Source organism: Ruegeria sp. BE1, from assembly GCF_056538885.1.
On the sequence record NZ_JBQFTY010000004.1, the window covers coordinates 260,906 to 282,165 of the forward strand.

The following is a 21,260-nucleotide window of genomic DNA, read 5'->3' on the forward strand; positions in this document are numbered from 1 at the left end:
TCACCGCCCCACCGCATAAGCCTGCATCAACCGCGGCGTCGCCGCCGCGCGCAGGGTTCCATCCGTTTCGCGCAAGGCGGCGGTCAGGCGGCCCACCGTCCATGGCTCGGCCACGGTGACTTTGTGGCCGCGCGCGCGCAGGTCCTCGATCACGGTCTCGCCGAAACTCGCTTCGATCATCATCTCGCCGGGGGCGGCGGCACGGGGATAGAACGAACCCTGAAAGTGCATCGAATGGAACAGCGGCGCGTCCATGCATTCCTGCAAACCCAAGCCGAAATGCACAAAGCGCAGGAACCAGATCAGCTGCCACTGATCCTGCTGATCGCCGCCGGGTGTGCCGAACACCAGTTGCACCCCGTCCTTTTCCGCCAAACTGGGCGTCAGCGTCGTGCGCGGTCTGCGCCCGGGTGCCAGAGAGGTTGGCAGGCCCGGTTCCAACCAGAACATCTGCGCCCGGCTATTCAGCGGAAAACCCAGCCCCGGAATGACCGGCGAGCTTTGCAGCCACCCGCCCGAGGGCGTCGCGGCCACCATGTTGCCCCAACGGTCGATCACATCCAGATGCACGGTGTCACCGCGTTTCTCGGATAAGTGCGACATGGTGGGTTCCCCCGCACTGGCCCCGGTTCTGGCCGAGAAATCGCGCGCCGCACGGGCGATATAGGCGTCGGCCAGATGTTCATATCCCGGCACCCGGCCCGGGCGTTGTTCCTGCGAGGCATCCGCAGTGATCAGCGCGCGCCGTTCGGCAGCGTAAGCGTCGCTCAGCAGATACTCCATCGGGATGTCGCTGTGATCGGGATCACCGTAATAGGCCTCGCGATCCGCATAGGCGAGCTTCATCGCTTCGATGATTGTGTGGACGAATTCGGCCCCGTTGGGGTCCATCGACCCAAGGTCGATGCCCTTAAGGATCGCCAAGGCCTGCAACAGAACCGGACCCTGGCTCCAGGCGTGGGTCTTGTGGACGGTCCAGCCGTGATAGTCGTAGGTCAGCGTATCCTCATAGGTCGCCTGCCAATCGGCCATATCCGCGCGCGTCATGACACCGGCGTTCCGCTGGCCTGAGACATCCATGATCTTGGCATCGGCCAGATAGTCAAAGATGCGGTCGGCCACGAACCCTTCGCGCCACGCCCGGCGGGCGGCGTCGATCTGATCTGCGCGATCCTCATGGGCAGCCTCGGCATCCGTCACAAGCCGCTCATAGGTCGCCGCCAGCGCGGGGTTGGCAAAGTTGCTGTGCGGCTCGGGGGCTTTGCCATCCGGCATCCATGTTTCGGCAGATGAAGGCCACTCGTCCTCAAAGAAGTCAGACAATCCATCAATCGTGTGCGCGACGCGCGGCAGAACCGGGTGGCCGTCGCGGGCATAGGCGATGGCAGGCTCCATCACTTCGCGCAGCGGCAGTTGCCCGTGATCGCGCAGCATCAGCATCCAGCCATCAAAGGCTCCGGGGATCACGGTCGCCAACAGGCCCGAACCAGGGATCAGGTTCAGGCCCAGCCCGGTGTAATGCTCAATCGTTGCCGCTGCGGGTGCGGGGCCTTGCGCGCACAGCACCTGCGTTTTACCGGTCTTGGCCGAGTGGAAAAGGGCTGGCATGTCGCCTGCCGGGCCGTTCAGATGCGGCTCGACCACTTGCAGTGTCATCGCGGTGGCCACGGCGGCGTCAAAGGCGTTGCCGCCCTTTTCCAGAATACCGAACCCCACAGCCGAGGCGATCCAGTGGGTCGAGGTGACGACGCCGAAAGTGCCTCGGATCTCGGGGCGGGTGGTGAATTCAGTCATGGTAGCTCTCCGAAATCAATGTTCGCGCGGGTCCAGCGCATCGCGCAGCCCGTCGCCCAAAAGGTTGAACCCCAGCACCACGAGGAAGATCGCGATGCCCGGCCACATGGCCATCCACGGGGCCTGGTTGAGGAAGTTCTTGGCGGTGTTCAGCATCGATCCCCAGCTTGGCGCGGGCGGTTGCTGGCCGAGGCCAAGGAAAGATAGCGACGCCTCGGCAATGATGGCGGTGGCAATGGTCAGCGTCGCCTGCACCAGCACAGGTGGCAGCACGTTGGGGAAGATGTAGCGGCTGAGGATTTTCAACGTCGGCAAACCGATGGCACGTGCCGAGGTCACGTAGTCTTCGGCCCGTACCGACAGGACCTGCCCTCGGGTGAGGCGGATGAAGATCGGGGTGGCCGACAGGCCAATCGCAATCATCGCATTGGTCAAAGATGGGCCCAGAAACGCCGCCAGCGCGATGGCGAGGATCAGGAACGGCGCGGCCAGCAACGCCTCGGTGCAGCGTGAGATGATCGCGTCAATCCAGCCGCCGAAATAGCCCGCGACGATGCCCAGCGGGACGCCCAGAAGGACGGCGATTCCGACCGAGACCACGCCAGCCAGCAAAGACGCCTGTGCGCCCCAGATCATGCGGGACAGCACGTCCCGCCCGATCTCATCGGTGCCAAACGGATGCGCTGCGGTGGGTGGTTTGCGCACCGCGCCCCAGTCGGTGGCCGCCGGGTCGGGCACTGGCAGGATCGGGGCCAGAAGGGCGATCAGCACAAAGAACGTGACCAGAAAACCGCCCAGCATGGCGCTTTTGTGGGTGCGGAATTTCTTCCAGACCCGGTTTTCGGGACGCCGCGCGAGGATGGGATCGGCTAGGGCCATGTCAGGCGTTCCTCAGACGGGGGTTCAGCAGCACGTAGGCCACATCCGCCAGCAGGTTCATCACAATGAACCCCACGGCCGTGACCAGAACGATGCCCTGCACCACGGCATAGTCACGATTGAACACCGCATCGACGACCATCTTGCCGAAGCCGGGGATGGTAAAGATTTGCTCGGTCAGAACGGCGCCTGCAATCAGCTCTCCGAACAGCAGCGCGGTCAGCGTGACAATCGGGGTCAGCGCATTGCGAAAAGCGTGTTTCAGAACCACGCGGCGTTCATAGAGACCCTTGGCGCGCGCGGTGCGCACGTAATCGGATTTCAGCACGCCCAGCATCGCCGACCGTGTATGCCGCATCAGTGTCGCGGCCAGCGCGGTGCCCAATACAAAGGCGGGCATCAGCATGGTGGTGATCGATTTCACCGGGTCCTCGGACAGCGGCACATAGCCCGAGGCTGGCAGAAGGTTCAGTTTCACCGACACCAGCAGGATCAGCATGATCCCCAGCCAGAAATTCGGAATCGACAGCCCGGACAGGGCCACGATATTGGCGATGTAGTCTGTCACGGTGCCTTTTTTGACTGCGGACAGGATCCCAGCGGGTATCCCGATCACCAGTGCAAACAGGATCGCCATGACGGCCAGTTGGATCGTCACCGGCAGCTTTTCGGCAATCAACTCGGTCACCGGCTGATTGGTCCGCAGCGAAATCCCCAGATCGCCCTGCAACGCGTTGCCCACCCATGTGAGGTATTGCACCGGGATCGGATCGTTCAGGCGGTATTTCTCGCGCAGGAATTCCAGCACTTCGGGATCGCGCTCCTCACCTGCCATGGCAAGGACCGGGTCACCGGGCAGCAGTTTTTGCAGGCTGAACACAAAGACCGAGATCAGCAGGATCGTCGGGATCGCAATCAGAATGCGGCGGAGGATGAAAGACAGCATAAGATCAGGGCTTTCGGTCAAAGGTACCCGCCCGGCCACAGGACCGGGCGGGGGGTGAGAGGCTTATTTCTCCAGCTTCACGCCTTCCAGACGGATCATGCCGTCGGGGTAAGGGGTGAACCCTTTGAGGCCATCATCCAGCGCCCAGATCCATGTCTGGTGGTAGAGGTACACAATGGGCATATCCTGCGCCAGAATGTCCCGCGCGCTGTCATATTCCGCCTTGCGCGCATCGAAATCGGTCGAGGCGCGGGCGTTGTTCAGCATCTCATCCACTTTCGGATCGGAATAGTGGCTGTCATTGATGCCGCCGCCGGTGGTCATGAACTGGTGGATATTGCCATCGGGGTCCACGCGGCCCGACCATCCGATCTGGCTGGCCTGATAGTCACCGGCGCTTTGATCGGCCAGCAGGGTGGCGAATTCCTTGGACGTGATCTCGATATTGATCCCGGCCTCGGCGGCCATGGCCTGCACCACCTGCATCAATTGCAGCGGAACGGTGGTGTTGGGCACCTGAACCTCAAGATCGATGCCGTCGGGATAGCCCGCCTCGGCCAGCAGGGCCTTGGCCTTGTCCACATCGCGCGCAGGCACCGGGTGATCGGCGTCATACCAAGGGGACGTGGGCGGGAAAGGTTGGTTGCCCGGTGCGAACGCACCCTCGAACACGACTTGGTTGATTGCATCGCGGTCCAGAGCGTAGCTGAGCGCCTGACGCAAACGTTTGTCATTGCCCCAAGGGTTGTCGCCCTTGTCGCCATTGTTCACGTTCATAGTAATGCCTTGATACCCCAACGAAACAGCGCGTTCGACGTTGATACCACCATCGCCTTCGGCCTGCGCCAGATCGGTCGCGGCCAGACGTTCCAGCATGTCAATGTCACCCGATTGCAGGTTGGCCAGACGCACAGTGGTGTCCGGGATCGGCAGGAAGGTGACGCTATCGAAATGGATTTCTTCCGCGTTCCAATAGTCGGGGAACCGTTCCAGCGCGATCCGGTCCTGTGCCACGCGTTCCTTGAATTTGAACGGGCCGGAGCAGACCGGGTTCAGGCCAAAATCGGCCCCGGCCGCCTTGGCTGCGGTGGGGGAAACCATCATGCCCGACCGGTCGGCGAATTGTGCCAGAAGGGTCGCATCAGGTGCGGCCATGTTGAAGCGGACGGTATAGTCATCGACCACATCCACACCGGTGACCGATTTCAACTCGGACTTGCGGCGCGATTCCTCAAGGTTTTGCGAGCGGTCGATATTGTCCGCCACGGCCTGCGCGTTGAACGGCGTGCCGTCATGGAACACCACGCCTTCGCGCAGCGTCATGGTCAGGGATGTGCCATCCTCGCTCCATTCCCAGCCAGTCGCCAATTGCGGGATCAGTTCCAGATCAGGGGTGATGTCGACCAGCTTGTCGCACATCGAGGCATAGACAATGCGCCCCACGAAAGTACGTGACTGATCAGGGTCCAGCACATCGGCATCCGATTGTAGGGCGATACGCAGATCGGCAGCCTGGGCGGATAGTGCCGTGGCGCCAAGTAATCCGGCTATCAGTCCGGTTTTCAAGACATTCATGATAATTCCTCTCTGTTTTTGGCAGAATTCTGCGAAGATTGGACAGCCGCGCGATACAGCGCGAACCGCTCTTCTGCTCCGGCGCTGCGACGCCGTGGCGGGGCCGGTTTTCCGGCCTCTGGTATGGTTTTCCAGTGATGGCAGGCGACGTGATGGTCCCCGCCTGCGTCATCCAGAACCGGGGCCTGCGCCCGGCAATCATCCTGTGCAAAGGGGCAACGCGTATGAAACCGGCACCCCGATGGCGGAGAAGACGGGCTGGGCGTTTCCCCCGTCAGAGCCATGTGATTACGCGCGCGGCCCGGTTCGGGTTCCGGGATCGCCGACAACAACGCGTGGGTATAGGGGTGGCGCGGCTCTTCGAACACCTGATCCGCCGGGCCGGTTTCGACCACCTGTCCCAGATACATCACCGCGATTCGGTCGCTCATATGCCGGATCACGGCCAGATCATGGGCGATGATCACCAGCGTCAGGTCCAGATCTTGTTTCAGATCGTTCAGCAGATTGACCACCTGCGCCTGCACAGACACATCAAGCGCTGAGACAGGTTCATCCCCGATCAACAGCTCCGGCCCCGAGGCCAGCGCACGGGCGATCCCGATCCGCTGCCTTTGACCGCCCGAGAATTCGTGCGGGTAACGGTTTGCGTGGTCCGGCAAAAGCCCGACCTGCGCCAACAGCGCGGCCACTTTCTGACGGCGCGCGCCTTCGTCCAGTTCCGGCGCGTGGATCTCCAGTGGTTCACCAACCAGCTTGCCCACGGTCATGCGCGGGTTGAGCGAGGAAAACGGGTCCTGGAACACGAACTGCATCTTTTGGCGCAGCGGGGCCATGTCGCGGCGCGCGAGGTCCTGAACCTCTTGCCCGTCAAAAAGAACTTGGCCGGATGTCGGGCGATCCAGACGCATCAGCAGGCGGGCAAGCGTGGATTTCCCGCAGCCGGATTCCCCGACGATGGCAAAGGTCTCGCCCTTGCGCACCGACAAGGATACCCCATCAACCGCGCGCACAACCGTCTTGCGTTCGAACAACCCTGCGCCCAGCGTGAAATGACGGGTGAGGTTCCGCGCCTCAAGGATTACATCGCGCATCGGACCCCCTTGAGCTGTTCCAGCGGGGCATAGTGGCAGGCAACGGCATGCTCTCCCTGCGCTATCTCTGACAGGCTTGGACGTTCGGCACAGTCATCGGTGGCAAAGGGACAGCGCGTGCGAAACCGGCACCCTTTCGGCATATCGGCCAGTGACGGCACCGTCCCCGGAACGGTGATCAACCGATCCCGCGCGCCGGCCATCCGTGGAACCGAACTCATGAGGCCAATCGTATAGGGGTGTTGTGGGTCGTCGAACACCGCATCCACCGGGCCGCTTTCGACGATCTGGCCACCATACATCACGGCTACATTGGTCGCGATTTCAGCCACGACACCAAGGTCGTGGGTGATGAACACAGCGCCCATGCCGGTTTCGGCCTGAAGTTCCCGGATCAGGTCCAGAATCTGCGCCTGAATGGTCACGTCCAACGCCGTTGTTGGCTCATCTGCGATCAGCAGCGACGGGTTGTTGATCAGCGCCATCGCGATCATCACCCGTTGCCGCATGCCACCCGAAAGCTGATGCGGATATTCATTCAAACGTTGTTCCGGAGCCGGGATACCAACGCGGCGCAGCATGGCAAGCGCGCTTGCGTCCGCCTCAGCCCGACTGCAGTTGCGATGATGCAGGACGGCCTCGGTGATCTGATCGCCGACCTTGAACGCGGGGTTGAGCGAGGTCATCGGCTCCTGAAAGATCATCGCCATCCGGTCGCCCCGCGTTTCCGCGTCAACCTGCTGGGTGCGCAGGTCATAGGTGTGGCCCTCAAACTCCAACTGCCCCGAGGGGATGTCGATCACGTCGCGCGGCAGCAACCCCATCAATGCCATTGCTGTAACCGATTTCCCGCAACCGGACTCGCCCACGATGCACAGGGTTTCGCCAGCCTGGACCGACAGGCTCAGCCCGTCAACCGCCGCCGCTGGCTGACCACGAAATGACAGGCTGAAGGCGGACAGTTTCAGGATCGAACCGTCCGATACTGGCTGAGAACTGGTGGCGCGGTCGGGCAACGATTGCAACCTTTTCATGTAACCTTTATGCGATTGGTTGCATTTTTGAAATCTGCTTGTCAACGCATGATCGTCTTTTTTCGCCCCGCCTCGCCCGATTGCGGTGGAATGCCTTTGATTTGAGCAACGCGAATACCGAACGGCCCAACGCTTTGCGCTGGCATCAGAATCCGTGATTTATGATGGTCTCAGACGAAACAAGGCGGCCAAAAGACGCCTTTTTCTAAGCCGAACAGGCCAAACTATGCGCCGTTGGGTTAGAAGTCACAGGTAACTGGCGCGGGGGAATCAGCAACCAAAGGTGAGGGCAGCTGATTCCGGGTTTGTTGGTTTGCAGGTCTTCACTTGGCGCGAAGATCGGCGTCCGCCTGGTCCAGGAACCACGCATAAGTTTCGCGAATACCATCTTCCAGGCCAACACGCGCGCGCCAGCCCATATCCGCCAGACGGGACACATCCATCAGCTTGCGCAGGGTGCCATCGGGTTTGCTGGTATCCTGCGTTATCTTGCCGTTAAATCCGGTGGTTTTCGCCACCAATGCTGCCAGTTCCGCGATCGACACATCTTCGCCGCAGCCAACATTGATATGGCTCAGCATCGGTTCCGTGTTTGCCGCGTAGACATCGTGGGGAAGGTCGAGCACGAACAAGGATGCCTCGGCCATGTCATCCACATGCAGGAATTCGCGCCGAGGTTTGCCGGTGCCCCAGATTACCACCTCGTCCAGACCGTCCCGCTGCGCCTCGTGGAACCGGCGGATCAGGGCGGGCAGAACATGGCTGTTTTCGGGGTGGAAATTATCCCCCGGCCCATAAAGGTTGGTCGGCATGACCGAGCGGTAATCGACCCCGTGCTGCCGGTTATAGCTTTCGCACAGCTTGATCCCGGCGATCTTGGCCACTGCATAGGGTTCATTGGTCGGCTCAAGAACACCGGTCAGCAGGGCATCCTCGCGCATGGGCTGCGGTACAGCGCGCGGGTAGATGCAGGAACTGCCCAGTTGCAGCAAATGTTTTACACCCGCCGCAAACGCCTGATGGATCACGTTACATTCGATCATCAGGTTGTCGTAGATGAAATCCGCCGGATAGGTGTTATTGGCGTGAATCCCACCCACCTTTGCGGCGGCCAGGATCACAACATCGGGGCGTTCAGCCTGCATGAACTCCCGCACGGCGGCCTGATCGGTCAGGTCCAGCTCGGCATGGGTGCGGGTGATCAGCTCCAGCGCTTCGCCGGCGTCTTTGCGGTCTTGCAAACGGCGCAGGATCGCGCCGCCAACCATGCCACGGTGGCCTGCTACATAGATCTTGCGCATGGGGCTCTCCTCAGCCGTTCTCCAGACTTACCGGCAACTCATAGCCATGCTCTTTCAGCAGAGCGTGGCGTTTGGCGGTTTTCAGGTCTTCGACAACCATCTCGGCACACATTTCCTGAACGGTCAGTTCCGGCTCCCAGCCCAGTTTGGTCTTGGCGTTGGTCGGATCGCCCAGCAGCGTTTCCACCTCAGCCGGACGGAAATACTGCGGATCGATGCGCATGATCACGTCGCCGGGTTTCAGGGCAGGCGCGTTGTCGCCCTCGATCGATTTGACGGTTGCAATCTCATCCACACCCTCACCGGTGAAGTCCAGCGTTACGCCCAGCTCGGCCGCCGACCATTCGATGAACTGACGAACGGAATACTGCACGCCGGTTGCGATCACGAAATCTTCGGGCGTGTCCTGTTGCAGCATCAGCCACTGCATCCGCACATAGTCTTTGGCGTGGCCCCAATCGCGCAGGCTGTCGATATTGCCCATATAGAGACACTGTTCCAGCCCCTGCGCGATGTTCGCCAGACCACGGGTGATCTTGCGGGTCACAAAGGTCTCGCCCCGGCGGGGGCTTTCGTGATTGAACAGGATGCCGTTGCAGGCATACATCCCATAGGCTTCGCGGTAGTTCACCGTGATCCAGTAGGAATAGAGCTTGGCCACCGCATAGGGTGAGCGCGGGTGGAACGGTGTCGTTTCACGCTGCGGGATTTCCTGCACCAGACCGTAAAGCTCTGAGGTCGACGCCTGATAGAACCGGGTCTTTTTTTCCAGCCCCAGAAAGCGGATCGCTTCCAGCAGGCGCAGCGTGCCGATGGCGTCGACATCGGCGGTGTATTCGGGGGATTCAAAGCTGACCGCCACATGCGATTGCGCGCCGAGGTTGTAAACCTCATCCGGCTGCACTTCCTGAATGATACGTGTCAGGTTCGACGTGTCGCTCAGATCACCGTAGTGCAGGTGCAGTTTCGGGTTCGGAACATGCGGGTCCTGATAGATATGGTCGATCCGCTGGGTGTTGAACGACGATGCCCGGCGCTTGATCCCGTGAACTTCATATCCTTTTTCAAGCAGAAATTCGGCCAGATAAGATCCGTCCTGCCCGGTAATTCCAGTAATCAAAGCCTTTTTTGTCATCTTTTCGTCCCACGGAATATTGGTGCGTCTTTGACGGCTCAAAAACAGCAAGAATGGGCGAATTGCAACCCAAGACCACCTTGAACCCGTTCCACTGACGGCAACTTCCTGCTTTTCCCCCTAAATCCGGTCTGCTTCGTCAAAGCGACGCTGTCCAGACTCGGTAGCGGCCCTGCCCTGTCACCTCGCGGATCAGGCCACGCCGGGTAAAGCGATCGATGTTGCGCTGAACGGCGGCGCGCGAGGCTTTGGTCAATTCCTCGGCCAACGGCGCCGAGACCATGGGCCAGGCCGTCAACACGTCGATCAGCAAGGGCGGCGTGCGCCCGCTGAGCCCGCTTGTGGCTTCGCGCGCGCGCTGTTCCCAGGCGCTTACACGGTCCAGATGCATCAATGCGGCCAACGCGGCCTGCCCCGAACCGCGCACCCAGGCGGAAAGCTTTTCATCCACTTCCCCGACCCCGCGCAGCGCGCCCGGGCCGGACAGGGCCAGCGGCATGAACATGGCACCGCCGCGACCCATCGTGGCCGCGTGACGGGCGGCAATGATGGCAGCTTCGGTGTCCTGACCAATTCCTGGTGACAGGGCCCGCCAGGCGTGAAAGGCTATTGCGGCCTGGGTGACAGGGTGCAGCCCTTCGGTGTTGCCCATAACCTCGGCCAGATCGGCAACCGCTTCGGGGATGTCATCGATCCCCTGCGCCATACGGTCCAGAAACGCTGTCAGCCCGGTTTCCCAGCCGCCGTCAGATGGGCCAGAACCCGCCGTCAAGCGACGCACAGCCCAACCGGCGCGGAACAGGGCCTGCACGTCATCCCCGGTCGCCCCGATCCGTAGACCTGTCCACAAAGCCAGCCGGTCCACGCTGATCCGGTCGCCGGTCCACCAGCCCAGATCAGACACATCCATCAAAGCAAGACGATGCCCCCATCCTTTTGGACCTGCGCGCAAACGCTCATCCAGCGCTCCGAAGATCGCGGCAAGATCGGCAAGCTCATAAGACAGTTCTGCCTGTGCCGCGCGCCATTCCCTTGGATCGAACAGCAGACGCCGGTCCGCCTTTGGGCCCGGCGGCAGAAACTCATCAATCGCCTCTTCATCCGAAGGCGGTAAGAACCACAGATCGTCGTCCTCGGGCGGGTCCACGTCATAAATACTGGCGGGACCGACCGCATCCGCGTCGTCTTCTGGATCAGGCAGGGCAGGTTTCGGCGTCATACCCCGTATATTTCGAGGATTTGCCGCGGTTCACAAGGCGTTTTTACAGCCCCGGCCCTCAGCCCGCGAAAGTCTTGCTCAGCAGGTCCAGCTGACCGCTCAGATCGGATTGCCCTTTGCTGCCAATCAGCATGTAGCCATATCCGTCCTGCGCCCATGTTGCCGTGGCCAAGCCGCTCAGAACCGCCTGTTTTACATCCTTGCTGGGGGCGCCTTCGCCCTGGCGGATCACACAGAAGGCAAAGGGCTGCCCCTGCTCATCAGCAAACACCACCTGAATAAGCGGCTTGCCTTTAAAGGACAGAACCTGCGCGCGTTTCAGCTCCATCCCCGGCAGCGCCTCAAGCGCCTCACGGTTCAGCGAACGGCCCAGTTCCGCCTCGGCCAGCGCAAACTGTGCGTCCAGCGCCTCGGGTGAACTGTCTAGCGAAGCAATTGTGTCGGGCACGTAAAGCGACTGGTAAATGGCCGCCTGCTGTGCCCATCCCAGTGGCTCCGGCCGGGTGAACCAGACCGTGGTCGACACAGCGACAATGGCCACCGAGGCGGCGACCGCCAGCAGGCGCAACCCGCCGCCCGCAGCGCGTACTGGTGCCGCTGGCACCGGGTCAGGCAGATCAACAACAGGTGCCTCGGCGGGCACATGCTCAAAGACCGATTGCACAACTTGCGCAAACGGGTCCAGCGCCATCAGACGCTGCTCAAGCTCGGGGTCGGCCTCGACTGCTGCTTCAATCGCGGTCGCTTCGGCCTCTTCCAGTGTGCCTTCCAGATACGCTGTCAGCGCCTCATCGGAAAACTTCATTTGCCACTCCGTCGAACGGCGTCCGCAGCATCGTGCTGCATCACGGATTTCAGTTTCTGCCGGGCGTTGGACAACCGGCTCATGATGGTTCCTATCGGCACCTCCAACAACGCAGCGGCTTCGCGGTAGCTATAGCCTTCGACAAACACAAGCATAACTGTCTCTCGTTGCGCTTCTGGCAGGTGCATCACTTCTGTAAACACCTCAGCCGCGAAAATATTCGTTTCAGAATCCGGTCCGGGTGCAATTAATTCCACCTCGGGCGTGACAGACAGCGCCTGCGCCTTGCGAACCGAACGCGCGCGCACCTCATTCAACCAGATCGAGCGGCAAATCGTCATCAGCCAACTGTCCAGCCGATCATGCGAGGTGACCTGATGGTGGCGCTCCAACGCGCGCAGACAAGTGGATTGTAGCAGATCATCGGCCACGTCGGACGCCCCCGACAGGGCCAGCCCGAACCGCCAGACACGTTTCGAATGTGTCTGGATCGCGCCGCGCACCGCCTGTTCGGAATTCATTTCAACGTCCATCGAATAAATTGCGACCTATGTGTGTTTGTCTTTCACGGACCGGGCCCGCGGGGTCAGGACTGACATATACTTTGGAGGAAAGAAATGAAACTTCTGTTGAAGGCAGTCACAATTGCGTCGGCAATTGTTGCAACCCCAACGCTGGCGGAAACCTGGACCCTGGCCCCTGACGCATCGCATTTGGCCTATGGCACCGTAAAGAAAGACACCGTTGGCGAGGTCAATTCTTTCACCAATCTGAGCGGCCATGTCAGCCCCGACGGCAAGGCCGAGATCGAGATCGACCTGTCCTCGGTCGAGACCAATATCGACATCCGCAACGAGCGCATGATCGAACATGTGTTCCGCAATGCGGGCACCGCTGCCCTGACGGCTCAGTTCGATATGGATGAAGTCAAGGCGCTGGCCGTCGGTGAAACCGCCGTCATCGACGTCGAGGCCGCTCTGTCACTGGTGGGCACAGATGTCGAGTTTGATGCCGAGATGTTCGTGCTTCGTATTTCTGACACATCGGTGATGGTTTCAACCAACGACATGGTCTTCCTCAGCACCGAAGATGCCGGGGTGAATGCCGGAGTGGACAAGTTGATGGAGCTGGCCAGCCTGCCCGGTATTACCCGAACCGTTCCGATCACCGCCCGTCTGGTGTTCAACCTGGATGACAAAGAGGCCGCAGCAGCATCCGCTGCTCCGGTCGCGATCGCCGCATTAGAGGGTGATCTCAAAGCCGGTAAAAAAGTGTTTCGCAAATGCAAGGCTTGCCACCAGCTGAAAGAGGGTCGCAATGCCGTCGGCCCGTCACTGCACGGGATCATCGGCGCAACTGCAGGTCAGGTCGAGGGCTTTCGCTATTCAGGGCCCTTGCAAGAGTCGGGCCTTGTCTGGACCCCGGAAACTCTGACGGCGTTTCTGACCGACCCCAAGGGCACCGTACCGGGTAACAAAATGCAGTTTCCCGGCCTGAAAAAAGACGAAGATGTGGTTAACGTCATCGCCTACATCCAGGCCGAGTCTCAGGACTAAGGTCACCTATATGCGTCTCCTGTGGCGCGGCGCTTTGCCGGGGCCACAGGGCGCGGAGGGTCGGTAAATGGCTACAGAGCTGAAACACATCATCCTTGCCGCCCCAATAGAACTATTCGTTTCCAAAAGGTTAACGCTGGAACAGTTTTTTGAGAAAATTGCATCAAACTATGAGGTCCAGGCTCAGCAAAACCTGCTCTCGCTTTGTATGCCCGGACAGTAATTATCTGTTTTTTAACACACAAAGTAACAATCAAGACCATCAGTAAAGCCTAGTTATACTCGGTCCCGTCGAAGACCAATCTTGTGTTGAAACAACACTTTTCATTGCCGACCTTCTGCAAAGACGAGAACTGGTAGCCAATTTTACGCGGGCCTTTATTTATGTCGTGCAGCCATGCAGAGAGCACAATCGCAACAGTGTTGCGCCCTTCCGCACTCAGGATTTTGACTTTGAAATGAAGCAAACGCCAATCAACGAAGCGCAATTCCAATCCATCCCCGCTTCGATGAACGATGTCTCCGAAAACGACTCGATTGACCTTATGGCCCTGCTGGGAACGCTGTGGCGCGACAAATGGATCATTGGCTTGGCGACCATCGCGACCCTTTTGATTGGTGTTTACTATGCCTATGTCGCTGCGGTCCCGCTCTATCGTTCCACAGCCGTTGTCATGCTTGAAACCGAACAGGCCAGCGTGGTGGATTTGCAAAGCGTCGTAGGCGGTCTGGCCGGTGACACGGTCGAGGTCAATTCCGAACTGGAAGTGCTGAAATCCCGTGGTCTGATGGGGAAAGTCGTCGACAGGCTGAACCTGATCTCGGACCCTGAATTCAATAGTGACTTGCGGCCTGTTTCGACCATCCATCAGGCCAAATTGTTCATCAAATCCACGCTTGGAGCACAGCCCGAGCAACCTCAGCTTCCCGAGGCATTGTCGGCACAACTGACACGGGACAGCGTGATCAGCGCCTTGTTGGACAGGGTATCGGTCCAGAACATACGCCAGAGTCTGGTGTTCAACGTCACCGTAGAAACGGAACAGGCCCGCAAATCCGCCTTGATCGCAGACACGATCGTCGAACTCTATGTCCTCAACCAGATCGAAGTGAAGTTTGACGCCACCGAACAGGCCACCGAATGGCTGACCGGGCGCGTGTCCGAATTGCAGGTTGATCTGGAAACCGCCGAAGCGAAGGTGAATGAGTTCAATGCGACCACCGCTTTGATCTCACCCGAGGCGCTGCAATTGCAGGAAGTTCAGCTTAAGGAACTGCGCGAACGGCGGGTCTCGGCCGAGGCGACCCGGGTTGCGGCTCAGGCGCGGTACGACGCCCTGCAAGTGGCAGACAGCCGGGCTGCGCAAGCCGAGGCGAGCGACGATCCGCAGCTGCGACGCCTCTACGCTCAGGTCGAGAACAACGGATCGGGTGAGGCCGCCTTTGACATCGCGTTTCAGCGGCTGGTCGCGCGCACCGCGCTTGAGGCACAACGGGCCACCCAACAGGCGCAGACCCTATCGCAATCCGCCGATGAACTGAGCCGACAGATCGGCCAGCAAAGTGCCGACTTGATCACCCTTCAGCAACTCGTCCGCGAAGCCGAGGCCGTTCGGCTCCTATACGAGTATTTTCTGGCCCGCTTGAAAGAGACCTCGGCGCAGGAAGGTATCCAGAAAGCAGACAGCCGCCAATTGTCGAACGCGGTCATTCCCTCTGTGCCCGCTTCTCCGCAGAAATCACGCATTCTGGCGCTGTCGGGCATTCTGGGCCTGATGCTGGGTGCCGGTATCGTGTTGCTGATCGAAATGCGCCGCAAAGGCTATCGTTCGGCGCAAGAGTTGGAGCGCAAGACAGGCTACAGCGTTCTGGGTCAAATCCCCACATTCCCGGCCCGCAACCGCCACAAAGTTCTGCAATATCTGGCCGACAAGCCCTCATCCGCCACGGCCGAGGCGGTTCGAAATCTACGCACGTCGCTGATGCTGTCCAATGTGGACCAGCCGCCACAGGTTGTTGTGATCACCTCCTCCTTGCCGGGTGAAGGGAAAACCACCAATGCTCTGGCGTTGGCGCAGAACTTTGTCGGTATTGGCAAGAAAGTCCTTCTAGTTGAGGGCGACATCCGCCGCCTGACCCTGACCGGACAGCTTGAGGGCGCGCCCGAGCGTGGGATCGTGTCGGTTTTGTCCGGTGATATCCCAGCGCCCGCAGCGATCTTTCAGGACCCCCTTCTGGGCTGTGATATTATGGCTGGCGAAAAGACCTCGGCCAATGCCGCGGACCTGTTTGCCTCGGACCGGTTCCGCCATTTTCTGGAAGAGGTGCGCAAGCACTACGACATCATCCTGATCGACACGCCGCCGGTGCTGTTGGTATCAGACGCGCGCCTGATCGCACGCAACGCAGATGCGGTGCTGTTGACCGTCAAATGGGATGCAACATCCGAACAGGACATCGCCGAGGCCATGCGCCTGTTCCACACCGACAACCAGCGCCTGACCGGTCTGGTTCTGGGACAGATCAATGCCCGAACGGCCAAACATTACAGGTATTCCTACGGCAGTTACGCGAACAAGTACTACAATAACTGACGTCTGGTTCCGAACCGGCAAAACAAATCTGCCTCGCCTACAGAAGGTCTGGTTTGCGTTTCCCCAGCCGCACTGAACGCGTGTGCGCCGCCGACAGGTTTCAGGCGTCAATCGGCAACATGATCGATCACTGCCGTCATACGCACACGTAAGTACATACATTATTAACCAAAAGTTCACTTTTTTCTTAAATCTTTCATAACACTGGCCTGTCCGGGTCAGCGTTTGAAACCCGTCTTGGCCAGCCAAGATCGGGTTCAGGTCTGAGAGCGTTTTGTGATGTTGGACTTTTCTCAATCTGTGCATCCGCACGATTTTTCCCTGAAACCGGCTACCCCACCCAGATCCGTTTCAAAAATCTACACATGGGTTGGAAAACGTATTTTTGACATCATGCTGGCCTTGCTTTTGGTACCGATAGTCGCCCCTGCGGTTCTTTTTCTATGGTATCTGGTGCGTCGTGACGGGGGGCCGGGTTTCTTCGCCCACACCCGCGTTGGACAGAACGGCAGACTGTTCAAGTGCTGGAAAATCCGCAGCATGGTCGTGGATGCAGACACCCAGCTAAAGCACCATCTTGAAACGAACCCCAAAGCGGCGGCGGAATGGGACCGCGACCATAAACTCAGCGATGACCCCCGGATTCATCGCTTGGGTCATATCTTGCGCAAAACCAGCCTCGATGAGTTGCCGCAAATCTGGAACGTGCTGAAAGGAGACATGAGCTTTGTCGGCCCGCGCCCTGTGGTTGCAGTAGAACTGCTGAAATATGGCAGATCTGCTCCGGCATATATTGCACAGAAACCGGGAATTACGGGAGTTTGGCAGGTTTCGGGAAGAAATGGCATAAGCTACCGCGAACGGGTTGCAATGGATGTCAGCTATGTCGCCAAACAGAGTTTCCTTTTCGACATCGTCATCCTTGCCAAAACTCTGGTCGCAGTGTTCTTAAAAACAGGTCGGTAAGGCCTGGCAGACGTAAAATGCTGAAGGGCCCTCATTTCAGTTTACACTTCACAAAGATCATTCCGAACCGCCTACCGAAAGCTCGATCACTTCACCTTCTGCCGCTTCGGCATCCGCAGCATCATGTGTCACTAGAATCACAGGCAGCCTCGCGGCCTTTGCACGCTGAAATACAAGGGCGCGCATCTGCGCACGCAGAGTGATATCCAATCGGGAAAAAGGTTCATCCAACAGCAGCGCCTCGGGTTCGGACAACAACATCCGCATAAGGGCCACCCTGGCGCGTTGACCTCCCGACAAGGTGGCTGGGTCGCGATCTTCGAACCCTTCCAACTCGATCTCAGACAAGGCTGTCCGGATCTTGTCTCGGCGATCAGCAGTACGGTGCGGCAAGCCGAACCCGATATTTTGCCCAACAGACAAATGCGGGAACAATAGATGTTCTTGAAACAGAATACCCACCTTGCGGTTTTGCGGTGGCAAACCGTTCAGGATACGACCGTTCAAAGCAATCGTGCCCTCGGCCTGAAAGGTCGGTGGCAGCGTGCCCGAGATCGCTGCCAAAATCGTTGACTTCCCAACCCCTGACGGGCCCATCAGGCTGACGACGCCTCCCTGCGGTACAGTTGTGTGAACCGAAATCAGTGGCCGACCATCTGCATAGCGGATCACCAGATGATCCAGACTCAGACCCGGTTTAGTCATGTCGCAATCCGATCCTGTTTCTGAATACGATCCGTGGGATCAGCAATGCCAGCGCAAAAGGCAGCCAGGCCGCCAAGGCCAGCGCCAATGTCCAGATTCCGATGGCCCGGCGGTCGCCGCCAGAAAACAGAGCAAGCGCCTCGGTCGTCAAGGTGCTGACACGCCCGCCCGAGGTTAATAGCGTGGCGAGGTATTGGCCCACCGACACCGCCATCCCGACCGCGAGCGCCGTCAGGATCGGGGCAAGCAGCATGGGCAGGCGAATGCGGAACAAAATCTGGGTTTCGCCTATCCCCATACTGGCGCCGATACGGGCATAGCGGCTGTCCAATGCGCGGAACGGACCAGCCAGCGCGAGAAAAACATAAGGCAGGACAAATACAAGGTGGGTCAGGATCACAGGGACCAGGCCCTGCGCCGCGCCAATCTGGATCATCAGAATCTGCAATCCGGGCAGAAACGCGATCTGAGGCAGGATCAGCGGCAGATACAAGATCAGCAACCCGGTTCGGTTCATCGCCTGCCCGCGCCGTGTCTCCGCCTCAAGGCAGCTGACCACAAGGATCAGCGCAATGAAAGCGGTGGCAAAGGCGAGGCCAAGCGTCAGCCGGGTCAGGTCCAAGGCATCCGGACCGTACCTGTCCCAGGCAGTCAGGTTGAATGTCTGCGGCAGCCCCTCGGGAAAGCGCCAGCGGCCGGCGAAGGACCAAACCAACTGGCTGAGCAGCCCACCGAAAATCGCCAACCCGGCCGCACCACAGACGATCAGCGCCGCACCCCGCGACAGGTGATCGCGCAATCCTGCGCTGCGCTTGCCGCTTTCGACTGCGCGATGGACCAGAACCGCCACCAGCTTTTCTCCGCCACGCCACAGGATGATTGCGCCGGCGACCAACCCCAGTTGCACCAATGCGGCAGCGGCAGCCGGGGCGCGCAAAGCCAGATCGGGATCAGTCATCCAGCGCAGAATGAAAATCGACAGCGTCGGCGGGCGCGACGGACCCAGAACCATTGCCACGTCCACATTCGACATCGCATAGGCCAGCACCGCGTAAATCGGCAAACGGATCTGCGCATAAAGCGTCGGCATAACAGCCAGAAACCACCCTCGCACTTTTCCATATCCCAGTGCCTGAGCCACTTTCATCCGATCCGCAGCGTTGATCTGAGGCAACGCGGCCAATGCCATCAGCAAAAGAAAGGGCAGCTCTTTCACCAGCAATCCGGCCATCAGGGCCCAACCACCCGGGTCTTGAACGATCAGCACATCGGGCGGCCGATCCCAGCCCGTCAGCCAGGGTGAGGACAAGCGTGCGATCCAGCCCGAAGGGGCAATCAGAAAGGCCAGCCCCAAAGCCGCCGCTGCATGCGGCACGGACAACAAAGGGGATAACAGCCGCTCAATCCGGATGAAGATCCGCGTGCCATGCCAGCCAGCGATCAGAAACAGACAGCATAAAAGCGCGCCGAGGGTGGATAGAATCCCGGTCTTCAACGACAGCCAACCGGCTTGTACAAACCCCGGCTCAGCCCACATCTGACGCCACGGATCGACAGAAAGTGCATTATTGCCGTCAAAACGCATGCCACCGAAGGCCGGGACAATCGTGCCGAACAATCCGGCGGCGATCGGCCCCAGCAGAACGGCGATGGTCACAGCCGGCGCAAGGCCAAGCCCTACGCCGGATTTGGTTTTAATTGCCAACGCCGTAACGCTCGGCCCAGTCTTTTTCGATCTTGGTCATCCAGCTTGGATGCGGCTCAGGCAGAACCTGACCCAGCTCAGCCGGGGACAAGGTGGCGACGCCAAGCTCCAACCCATCAAAGGCGGCGCGATCTTCGGCAGGCAAAGCGTCCATGTCCAGCACCGTGCCATAGCCCAGAACATCAGGGCGCTGTGCCCGCAGTTGGGCTTCGGGGCTCAGCAGGAAATTGGCGACGACCATAGCTCCGGCCTTGGCGGAGGCATTATAGGGGATGGCTACGAAACTGGCATTGCCCAAGGTGCCGCCGTCCAGCACAAAGGTGCGAGCGCTTTCGGGCAATTGCTGGTTTTCGATGGCGGCGGTTGCCTCACCCGGCGAAAAGCTGATCGCCATGTCAACCTCACCATCATTGATCAATTGCAACTGGCGCGGTCCGGTTTGCGGATAGGCCCGACCCGAGCGCCACAGGTCTGGCGTGACATCTTTGAGCCAGCCCCACAAAGGAGCTGTGACCTCGGCATAGTTCTCTCCGGCCGGTTGCTGCAGTACCGCAGGGTCCTCGACCAGTTCGATCAGCATCTGTTTCAGGAAGGTGGTGCCCAGAAAATCGGGTGGCTGCGGAAAGGTGAAACGCCCGGGATTCGCGGCGATCCATTCGCGAAGGGCGGCTGCGGATTTCGGTGGTTCCGGCAGAACCTCACTGTCATAGATGAAGACCACCTGCGCCATGGCCCACGGGCTTTCAAACCCTTCGGTGGGGACGGTGAAATCGGTGGTGACAGTCTTGCCGTCAACATCCACAAACTGCCAGTTGGGCAAGGCTTCGGCGAAGGGGCCGAACAGCAGATTGGCCTGTTTCATCGCATTGAAATTGGCCCCGTTAATCCAGATGAGATCAATGGCGCCGCCGCTGTCCTTGCCACTGGATTTCTCGGCAATCACGCGGCTGACCGCATCTGCCGTGTCCGTCAGTTTCACATGTTCCAGCGTGACGCCGTGGTCTTCTTTGACGCGGGTTCCAACCCATTCGATGAAGTCGTTGGTCGTGGTCGATCCACCCCAGGCGTTCCAATAGACCGTCTGACCGTCTGCCTCGGACAGCACATCCTCCCAATTGGCAGGGTCGGGTTCCGCCCAGGCGGCTCCGGCCAAAACGGTAAGAGCGGCGGCAATAAAGTGTTTCATGGACGTTCCTTCATTCCAGAGGGGGCCTTAGTGTCTGAGGGGGCGAATTCCTGACGGGCCAGCAGGATGCGCGAGGCAGCAGTGATAAAACACGCCGCGCCAAACACCCAGGCCATTGGGGCAAACCAGGCGGGCAACAGGCAGATCAGGACAAAGAAGGCTATGGTCTCGGTCCCTTCTAACAGCCCGCCGGTGAAATACAGCGACTTTGAGCCGTGCTTGCGGGATTTCATCCCATGCTTTTCAGCCAAGATCGCGTAGGCCAGAAATGTTGCCCCGTTGAAGTAAAAGCTGGTCAGCAGCCATGCGCCCGCAATCGCATTTACGGCCGTATCGGCCCAGATAAAAGCCATCGGAATGACGCCGTAAAACAGGAAATCGCAGGTGATATCCAGATAGCCGCCAAAGTCCGTTTTTTGCTGCGCCCGTGCGACGGCCCCATCCAGCCCGTCGGCCAGGCGGGACAGCAAAATCAGCACAACCGCCACACCGGGGAAGCCCGCAGCAATCGACGCGGCTGCAAGCAGGCCAAAGCCCAGACCGACCAGAGTGACCGTATTGGCCGACATGCCCCGTGCCGCAAGCCTCTGGCCCAACGCGTTCAAAGGCGGGTCGATCAGAGGGCGGATATGGGTGTCAAGCATCAGCGGTTTTCGAACTGTGTCGGGTCAGGGGGACATACTGAAAGCCTGACCCATAGACAATGAATTACAAAGCCGCACGCCAACCGCTTACGCAGTTGTGATCAGGTGTTGCAAACACCTGA

The 21,260-nt window shown here is 59.6% G+C and carries 19 protein-coding genes; 4 read left to right on the plus strand and 15 right to left on the minus strand.

Annotated features, from left to right (window positions below; translation table 11 throughout):
* From ACR0J5_RS14070 to ACR0J5_RS14120, 11 genes are all read right to left on the minus strand, one after another.
* A complete protein-coding gene (locus ACR0J5_RS14070; RefSeq protein WP_480654357.1) occupies positions 1-1,794 on the minus strand; it encodes a gamma-glutamyltransferase family protein in 1,794 nt (597 codons plus the stop codon).
* Positions 1,795-1,809: 15 nt separating this feature from the next.
* Positions 1,810-2,673 (minus strand): ABC transporter permease, encoded by an 864-nt coding sequence (locus ACR0J5_RS14075; RefSeq protein WP_480654359.1) that lies wholly within the window; start codon positions 2,671-2,673, stop codon positions 1,810-1,812.
* A gap of 1 nt (position 2,674) precedes the next feature.
* The gene (locus ACR0J5_RS14080) at positions 2,675-3,619 is read right to left on the minus strand and encodes an ABC transporter permease (RefSeq protein ID WP_480654361.1); all 945 of its coding nucleotides are present in this window, start codon (positions 3,617-3,619) and stop codon (positions 2,675-2,677) included.
* Between the two features lie 63 nt (positions 3,620-3,682).
* Positions 3,683-5,194, minus strand: coding sequence for an ABC transporter substrate-binding protein (locus ACR0J5_RS14085; protein WP_480654363.1), 1,512 nt, complete (start codon positions 5,192-5,194; stop codon positions 3,683-3,685).
* Positions 5,191-6,288 (minus strand): ABC transporter ATP-binding protein, encoded by a 1,098-nt coding sequence (locus ACR0J5_RS14090; protein ID WP_480654365.1) that lies wholly within the window; start codon positions 6,286-6,288, stop codon positions 5,191-5,193. The genes ACR0J5_RS14085 and ACR0J5_RS14090 overlap by 4 nt, the downstream gene beginning before the upstream one ends.
* On the minus strand, positions 6,276-7,322 hold the full coding sequence (locus ACR0J5_RS14095) for an ABC transporter ATP-binding protein (protein ID WP_480654366.1): 1,047 nt from the start codon (positions 7,320-7,322) through the stop codon (positions 6,276-6,278). The genes ACR0J5_RS14090 and ACR0J5_RS14095 overlap by 13 nt, the downstream gene beginning before the upstream one ends.
* Before the next feature lie 323 nt (positions 7,323-7,645).
* Complete coding sequence (gene fcl, locus ACR0J5_RS14100) at positions 7,646-8,623, minus strand: GDP-L-fucose synthase (RefSeq protein ID WP_480654368.1); 978 nt, start codon at positions 8,621-8,623, stop codon at positions 7,646-7,648.
* Positions 8,624-8,633: 10 nt separating this feature from the next.
* The gene (gmd, locus tag ACR0J5_RS14105; protein WP_480654370.1) at positions 8,634-9,758 is read right to left on the minus strand and encodes a GDP-mannose 4,6-dehydratase; all 1,125 of its coding nucleotides are present in this window, start codon (positions 9,756-9,758) and stop codon (positions 8,634-8,636) included.
* A gap of 139 nt (positions 9,759-9,897) precedes the next feature.
* Positions 9,898-10,977 (minus strand): helix-turn-helix domain-containing protein, encoded by a 1,080-nt coding sequence (locus tag ACR0J5_RS14110; RefSeq protein ID WP_480654372.1) that lies wholly within the window; start codon positions 10,975-10,977, stop codon positions 9,898-9,900.
* Positions 10,978-11,035: 58 nt separating this feature from the next.
* A complete protein-coding gene (locus tag ACR0J5_RS14115) occupies positions 11,036-11,782 on the minus strand; it encodes a hypothetical protein (RefSeq protein WP_480654374.1) in 747 nt (248 codons plus the stop codon).
* Complete coding sequence (locus ACR0J5_RS14120) at positions 11,779-12,303, minus strand: RNA polymerase sigma factor (protein ID WP_480654376.1); 525 nt, start codon at positions 12,301-12,303, stop codon at positions 11,779-11,781. The genes ACR0J5_RS14115 and ACR0J5_RS14120 overlap by 4 nt, the downstream gene beginning before the upstream one ends.
* Before the next feature lie 96 nt (positions 12,304-12,399).
* On the opposite strand from ACR0J5_RS14120, the gene ACR0J5_RS14125 reads away from it, so the two are divergent.
* From ACR0J5_RS14125 to ACR0J5_RS14140, 4 genes are all read left to right on the plus strand, one after another.
* Entirely contained in the window at positions 12,400-13,338 is a 939-nt protein-coding gene (locus tag ACR0J5_RS14125; RefSeq protein ID WP_480654378.1) for a c-type cytochrome, read from the plus strand.
* 67 nt (positions 13,339-13,405) lie between these two features.
* Positions 13,406-13,561 (plus strand): hypothetical protein, encoded by a 156-nt coding sequence (locus ACR0J5_RS14130; protein WP_480654380.1) that lies wholly within the window; start codon positions 13,406-13,408, stop codon positions 13,559-13,561.
* 235 nt (positions 13,562-13,796) lie between these two features.
* Positions 13,797-15,932, plus strand: coding sequence for a polysaccharide biosynthesis tyrosine autokinase (locus tag ACR0J5_RS14135; protein ID WP_480654382.1), 2,136 nt, complete (start codon positions 13,797-13,799; stop codon positions 15,930-15,932).
* Positions 15,933-16,211: 279 nt separating this feature from the next.
* Complete coding sequence (locus ACR0J5_RS14140; protein WP_480654384.1) at positions 16,212-16,898, plus strand: sugar transferase; 687 nt, start codon at positions 16,212-16,214, stop codon at positions 16,896-16,898.
* 57 nt (positions 16,899-16,955) lie between these two features.
* Here ACR0J5_RS14140 and ACR0J5_RS14145 read toward each other — a convergent pair whose 3' ends face one another.
* From ACR0J5_RS14145 to ACR0J5_RS14160, 4 genes are read right to left on the minus strand one after another with little or no spacing between them, the layout of a single operon-like run.
* Positions 16,956-17,603 (minus strand): ATP-binding cassette domain-containing protein, encoded by a 648-nt coding sequence (locus ACR0J5_RS14145; RefSeq protein WP_480654386.1) that lies wholly within the window; start codon positions 17,601-17,603, stop codon positions 16,956-16,958.
* Positions 17,596-19,308: an ABC transporter permease gene (locus ACR0J5_RS14150; protein ID WP_480654388.1), complete on the minus strand. Its 1,713-nt coding sequence runs from the start codon at positions 19,306-19,308 to the stop codon at positions 17,596-17,598. The genes ACR0J5_RS14145 and ACR0J5_RS14150 overlap by 8 nt, the downstream gene beginning before the upstream one ends.
* Positions 19,298-20,494, minus strand: coding sequence for an ABC transporter substrate-binding protein (locus tag ACR0J5_RS14155; RefSeq protein WP_480654390.1), 1,197 nt, complete (start codon positions 20,492-20,494; stop codon positions 19,298-19,300). The genes ACR0J5_RS14150 and ACR0J5_RS14155 overlap by 11 nt, the downstream gene beginning before the upstream one ends.
* Positions 20,491-21,138: a CDP-alcohol phosphatidyltransferase family protein gene (locus tag ACR0J5_RS14160; protein WP_480654392.1), complete on the minus strand. Its 648-nt coding sequence runs from the start codon at positions 21,136-21,138 to the stop codon at positions 20,491-20,493. The genes ACR0J5_RS14155 and ACR0J5_RS14160 overlap by 4 nt, the downstream gene beginning before the upstream one ends.
* Positions 21,139-21,260: the final 122 nt, after the last annotated feature.

Coding starts and splice junctions, on each gene's coding strand:
- ACR0J5_RS14070 (WP_480654357.1), bottom strand. CDS start 1,794: ATGACTGAATTCACCACCCGCCCCGAGATCCGAGGCACTTTCGGCGTC.
- ACR0J5_RS14075 (WP_480654359.1), bottom strand. CDS start 2,673: ATGGCCCTAGCCGATCCCATCCTCGCGCGGCGTCCCGAAAACCGGGTC.
- ACR0J5_RS14080 (WP_480654361.1), bottom strand. CDS start 3,619: ATGCTGTCTTTCATCCTCCGCCGCATTCTGATTGCGATCCCGACGATC.
- ACR0J5_RS14085 (WP_480654363.1), bottom strand. CDS start 5,194: ATGAATGTCTTGAAAACCGGACTGATAGCCGGATTACTTGGCGCCACG.
- ACR0J5_RS14090 (WP_480654365.1), bottom strand. CDS start 6,288: ATGCGCGATGTAATCCTTGAGGCGCGGAACCTCACCCGTCATTTCACG.
- ACR0J5_RS14095 (WP_480654366.1), bottom strand. CDS start 7,322: ATGAAAAGGTTGCAATCGTTGCCCGACCGCGCCACCAGTTCTCAGCCA.
- fcl (WP_480654368.1), bottom strand. CDS start 8,623: ATGCGCAAGATCTATGTAGCAGGCCACCGTGGCATGGTTGGCGGCGCG.
- gmd (WP_480654370.1), bottom strand. CDS start 9,758: ATGACAAAAAAGGCTTTGATTACTGGAATTACCGGGCAGGACGGATCT.
- ACR0J5_RS14110 (WP_480654372.1), bottom strand. CDS start 10,977: ATGACGCCGAAACCTGCCCTGCCTGATCCAGAAGACGACGCGGATGCG.
- ACR0J5_RS14115 (WP_480654374.1), bottom strand. CDS start 11,782: ATGAAGTTTTCCGATGAGGCGCTGACAGCGTATCTGGAAGGCACACTG.
- ACR0J5_RS14120 (WP_480654376.1), bottom strand. CDS start 12,303: ATGAATTCCGAACAGGCGGTGCGCGGCGCGATCCAGACACATTCGAAA.
- ACR0J5_RS14125 (WP_480654378.1), top strand. CDS start 12,400: ATGAAACTTCTGTTGAAGGCAGTCACAATTGCGTCGGCAATTGTTGCA.
- ACR0J5_RS14130 (WP_480654380.1), top strand. CDS start 13,406: ATGGCTACAGAGCTGAAACACATCATCCTTGCCGCCCCAATAGAACTA.
- ACR0J5_RS14135 (WP_480654382.1), top strand. CDS start 13,797: ATGAAGCAAACGCCAATCAACGAAGCGCAATTCCAATCCATCCCCGCT.
- ACR0J5_RS14140 (WP_480654384.1), top strand. CDS start 16,212: ATGTTGGACTTTTCTCAATCTGTGCATCCGCACGATTTTTCCCTGAAA.
- ACR0J5_RS14145 (WP_480654386.1), bottom strand. CDS start 17,603: ATGACTAAACCGGGTCTGAGTCTGGATCATCTGGTGATCCGCTATGCA.
- ACR0J5_RS14155 (WP_480654390.1), bottom strand. CDS start 20,494: ATGAAACACTTTATTGCCGCCGCTCTTACCGTTTTGGCCGGAGCCGCC.
- ACR0J5_RS14160 (WP_480654392.1), bottom strand. CDS start 21,138: ATGCTTGACACCCATATCCGCCCTCTGATCGACCCGCCTTTGAACGCG.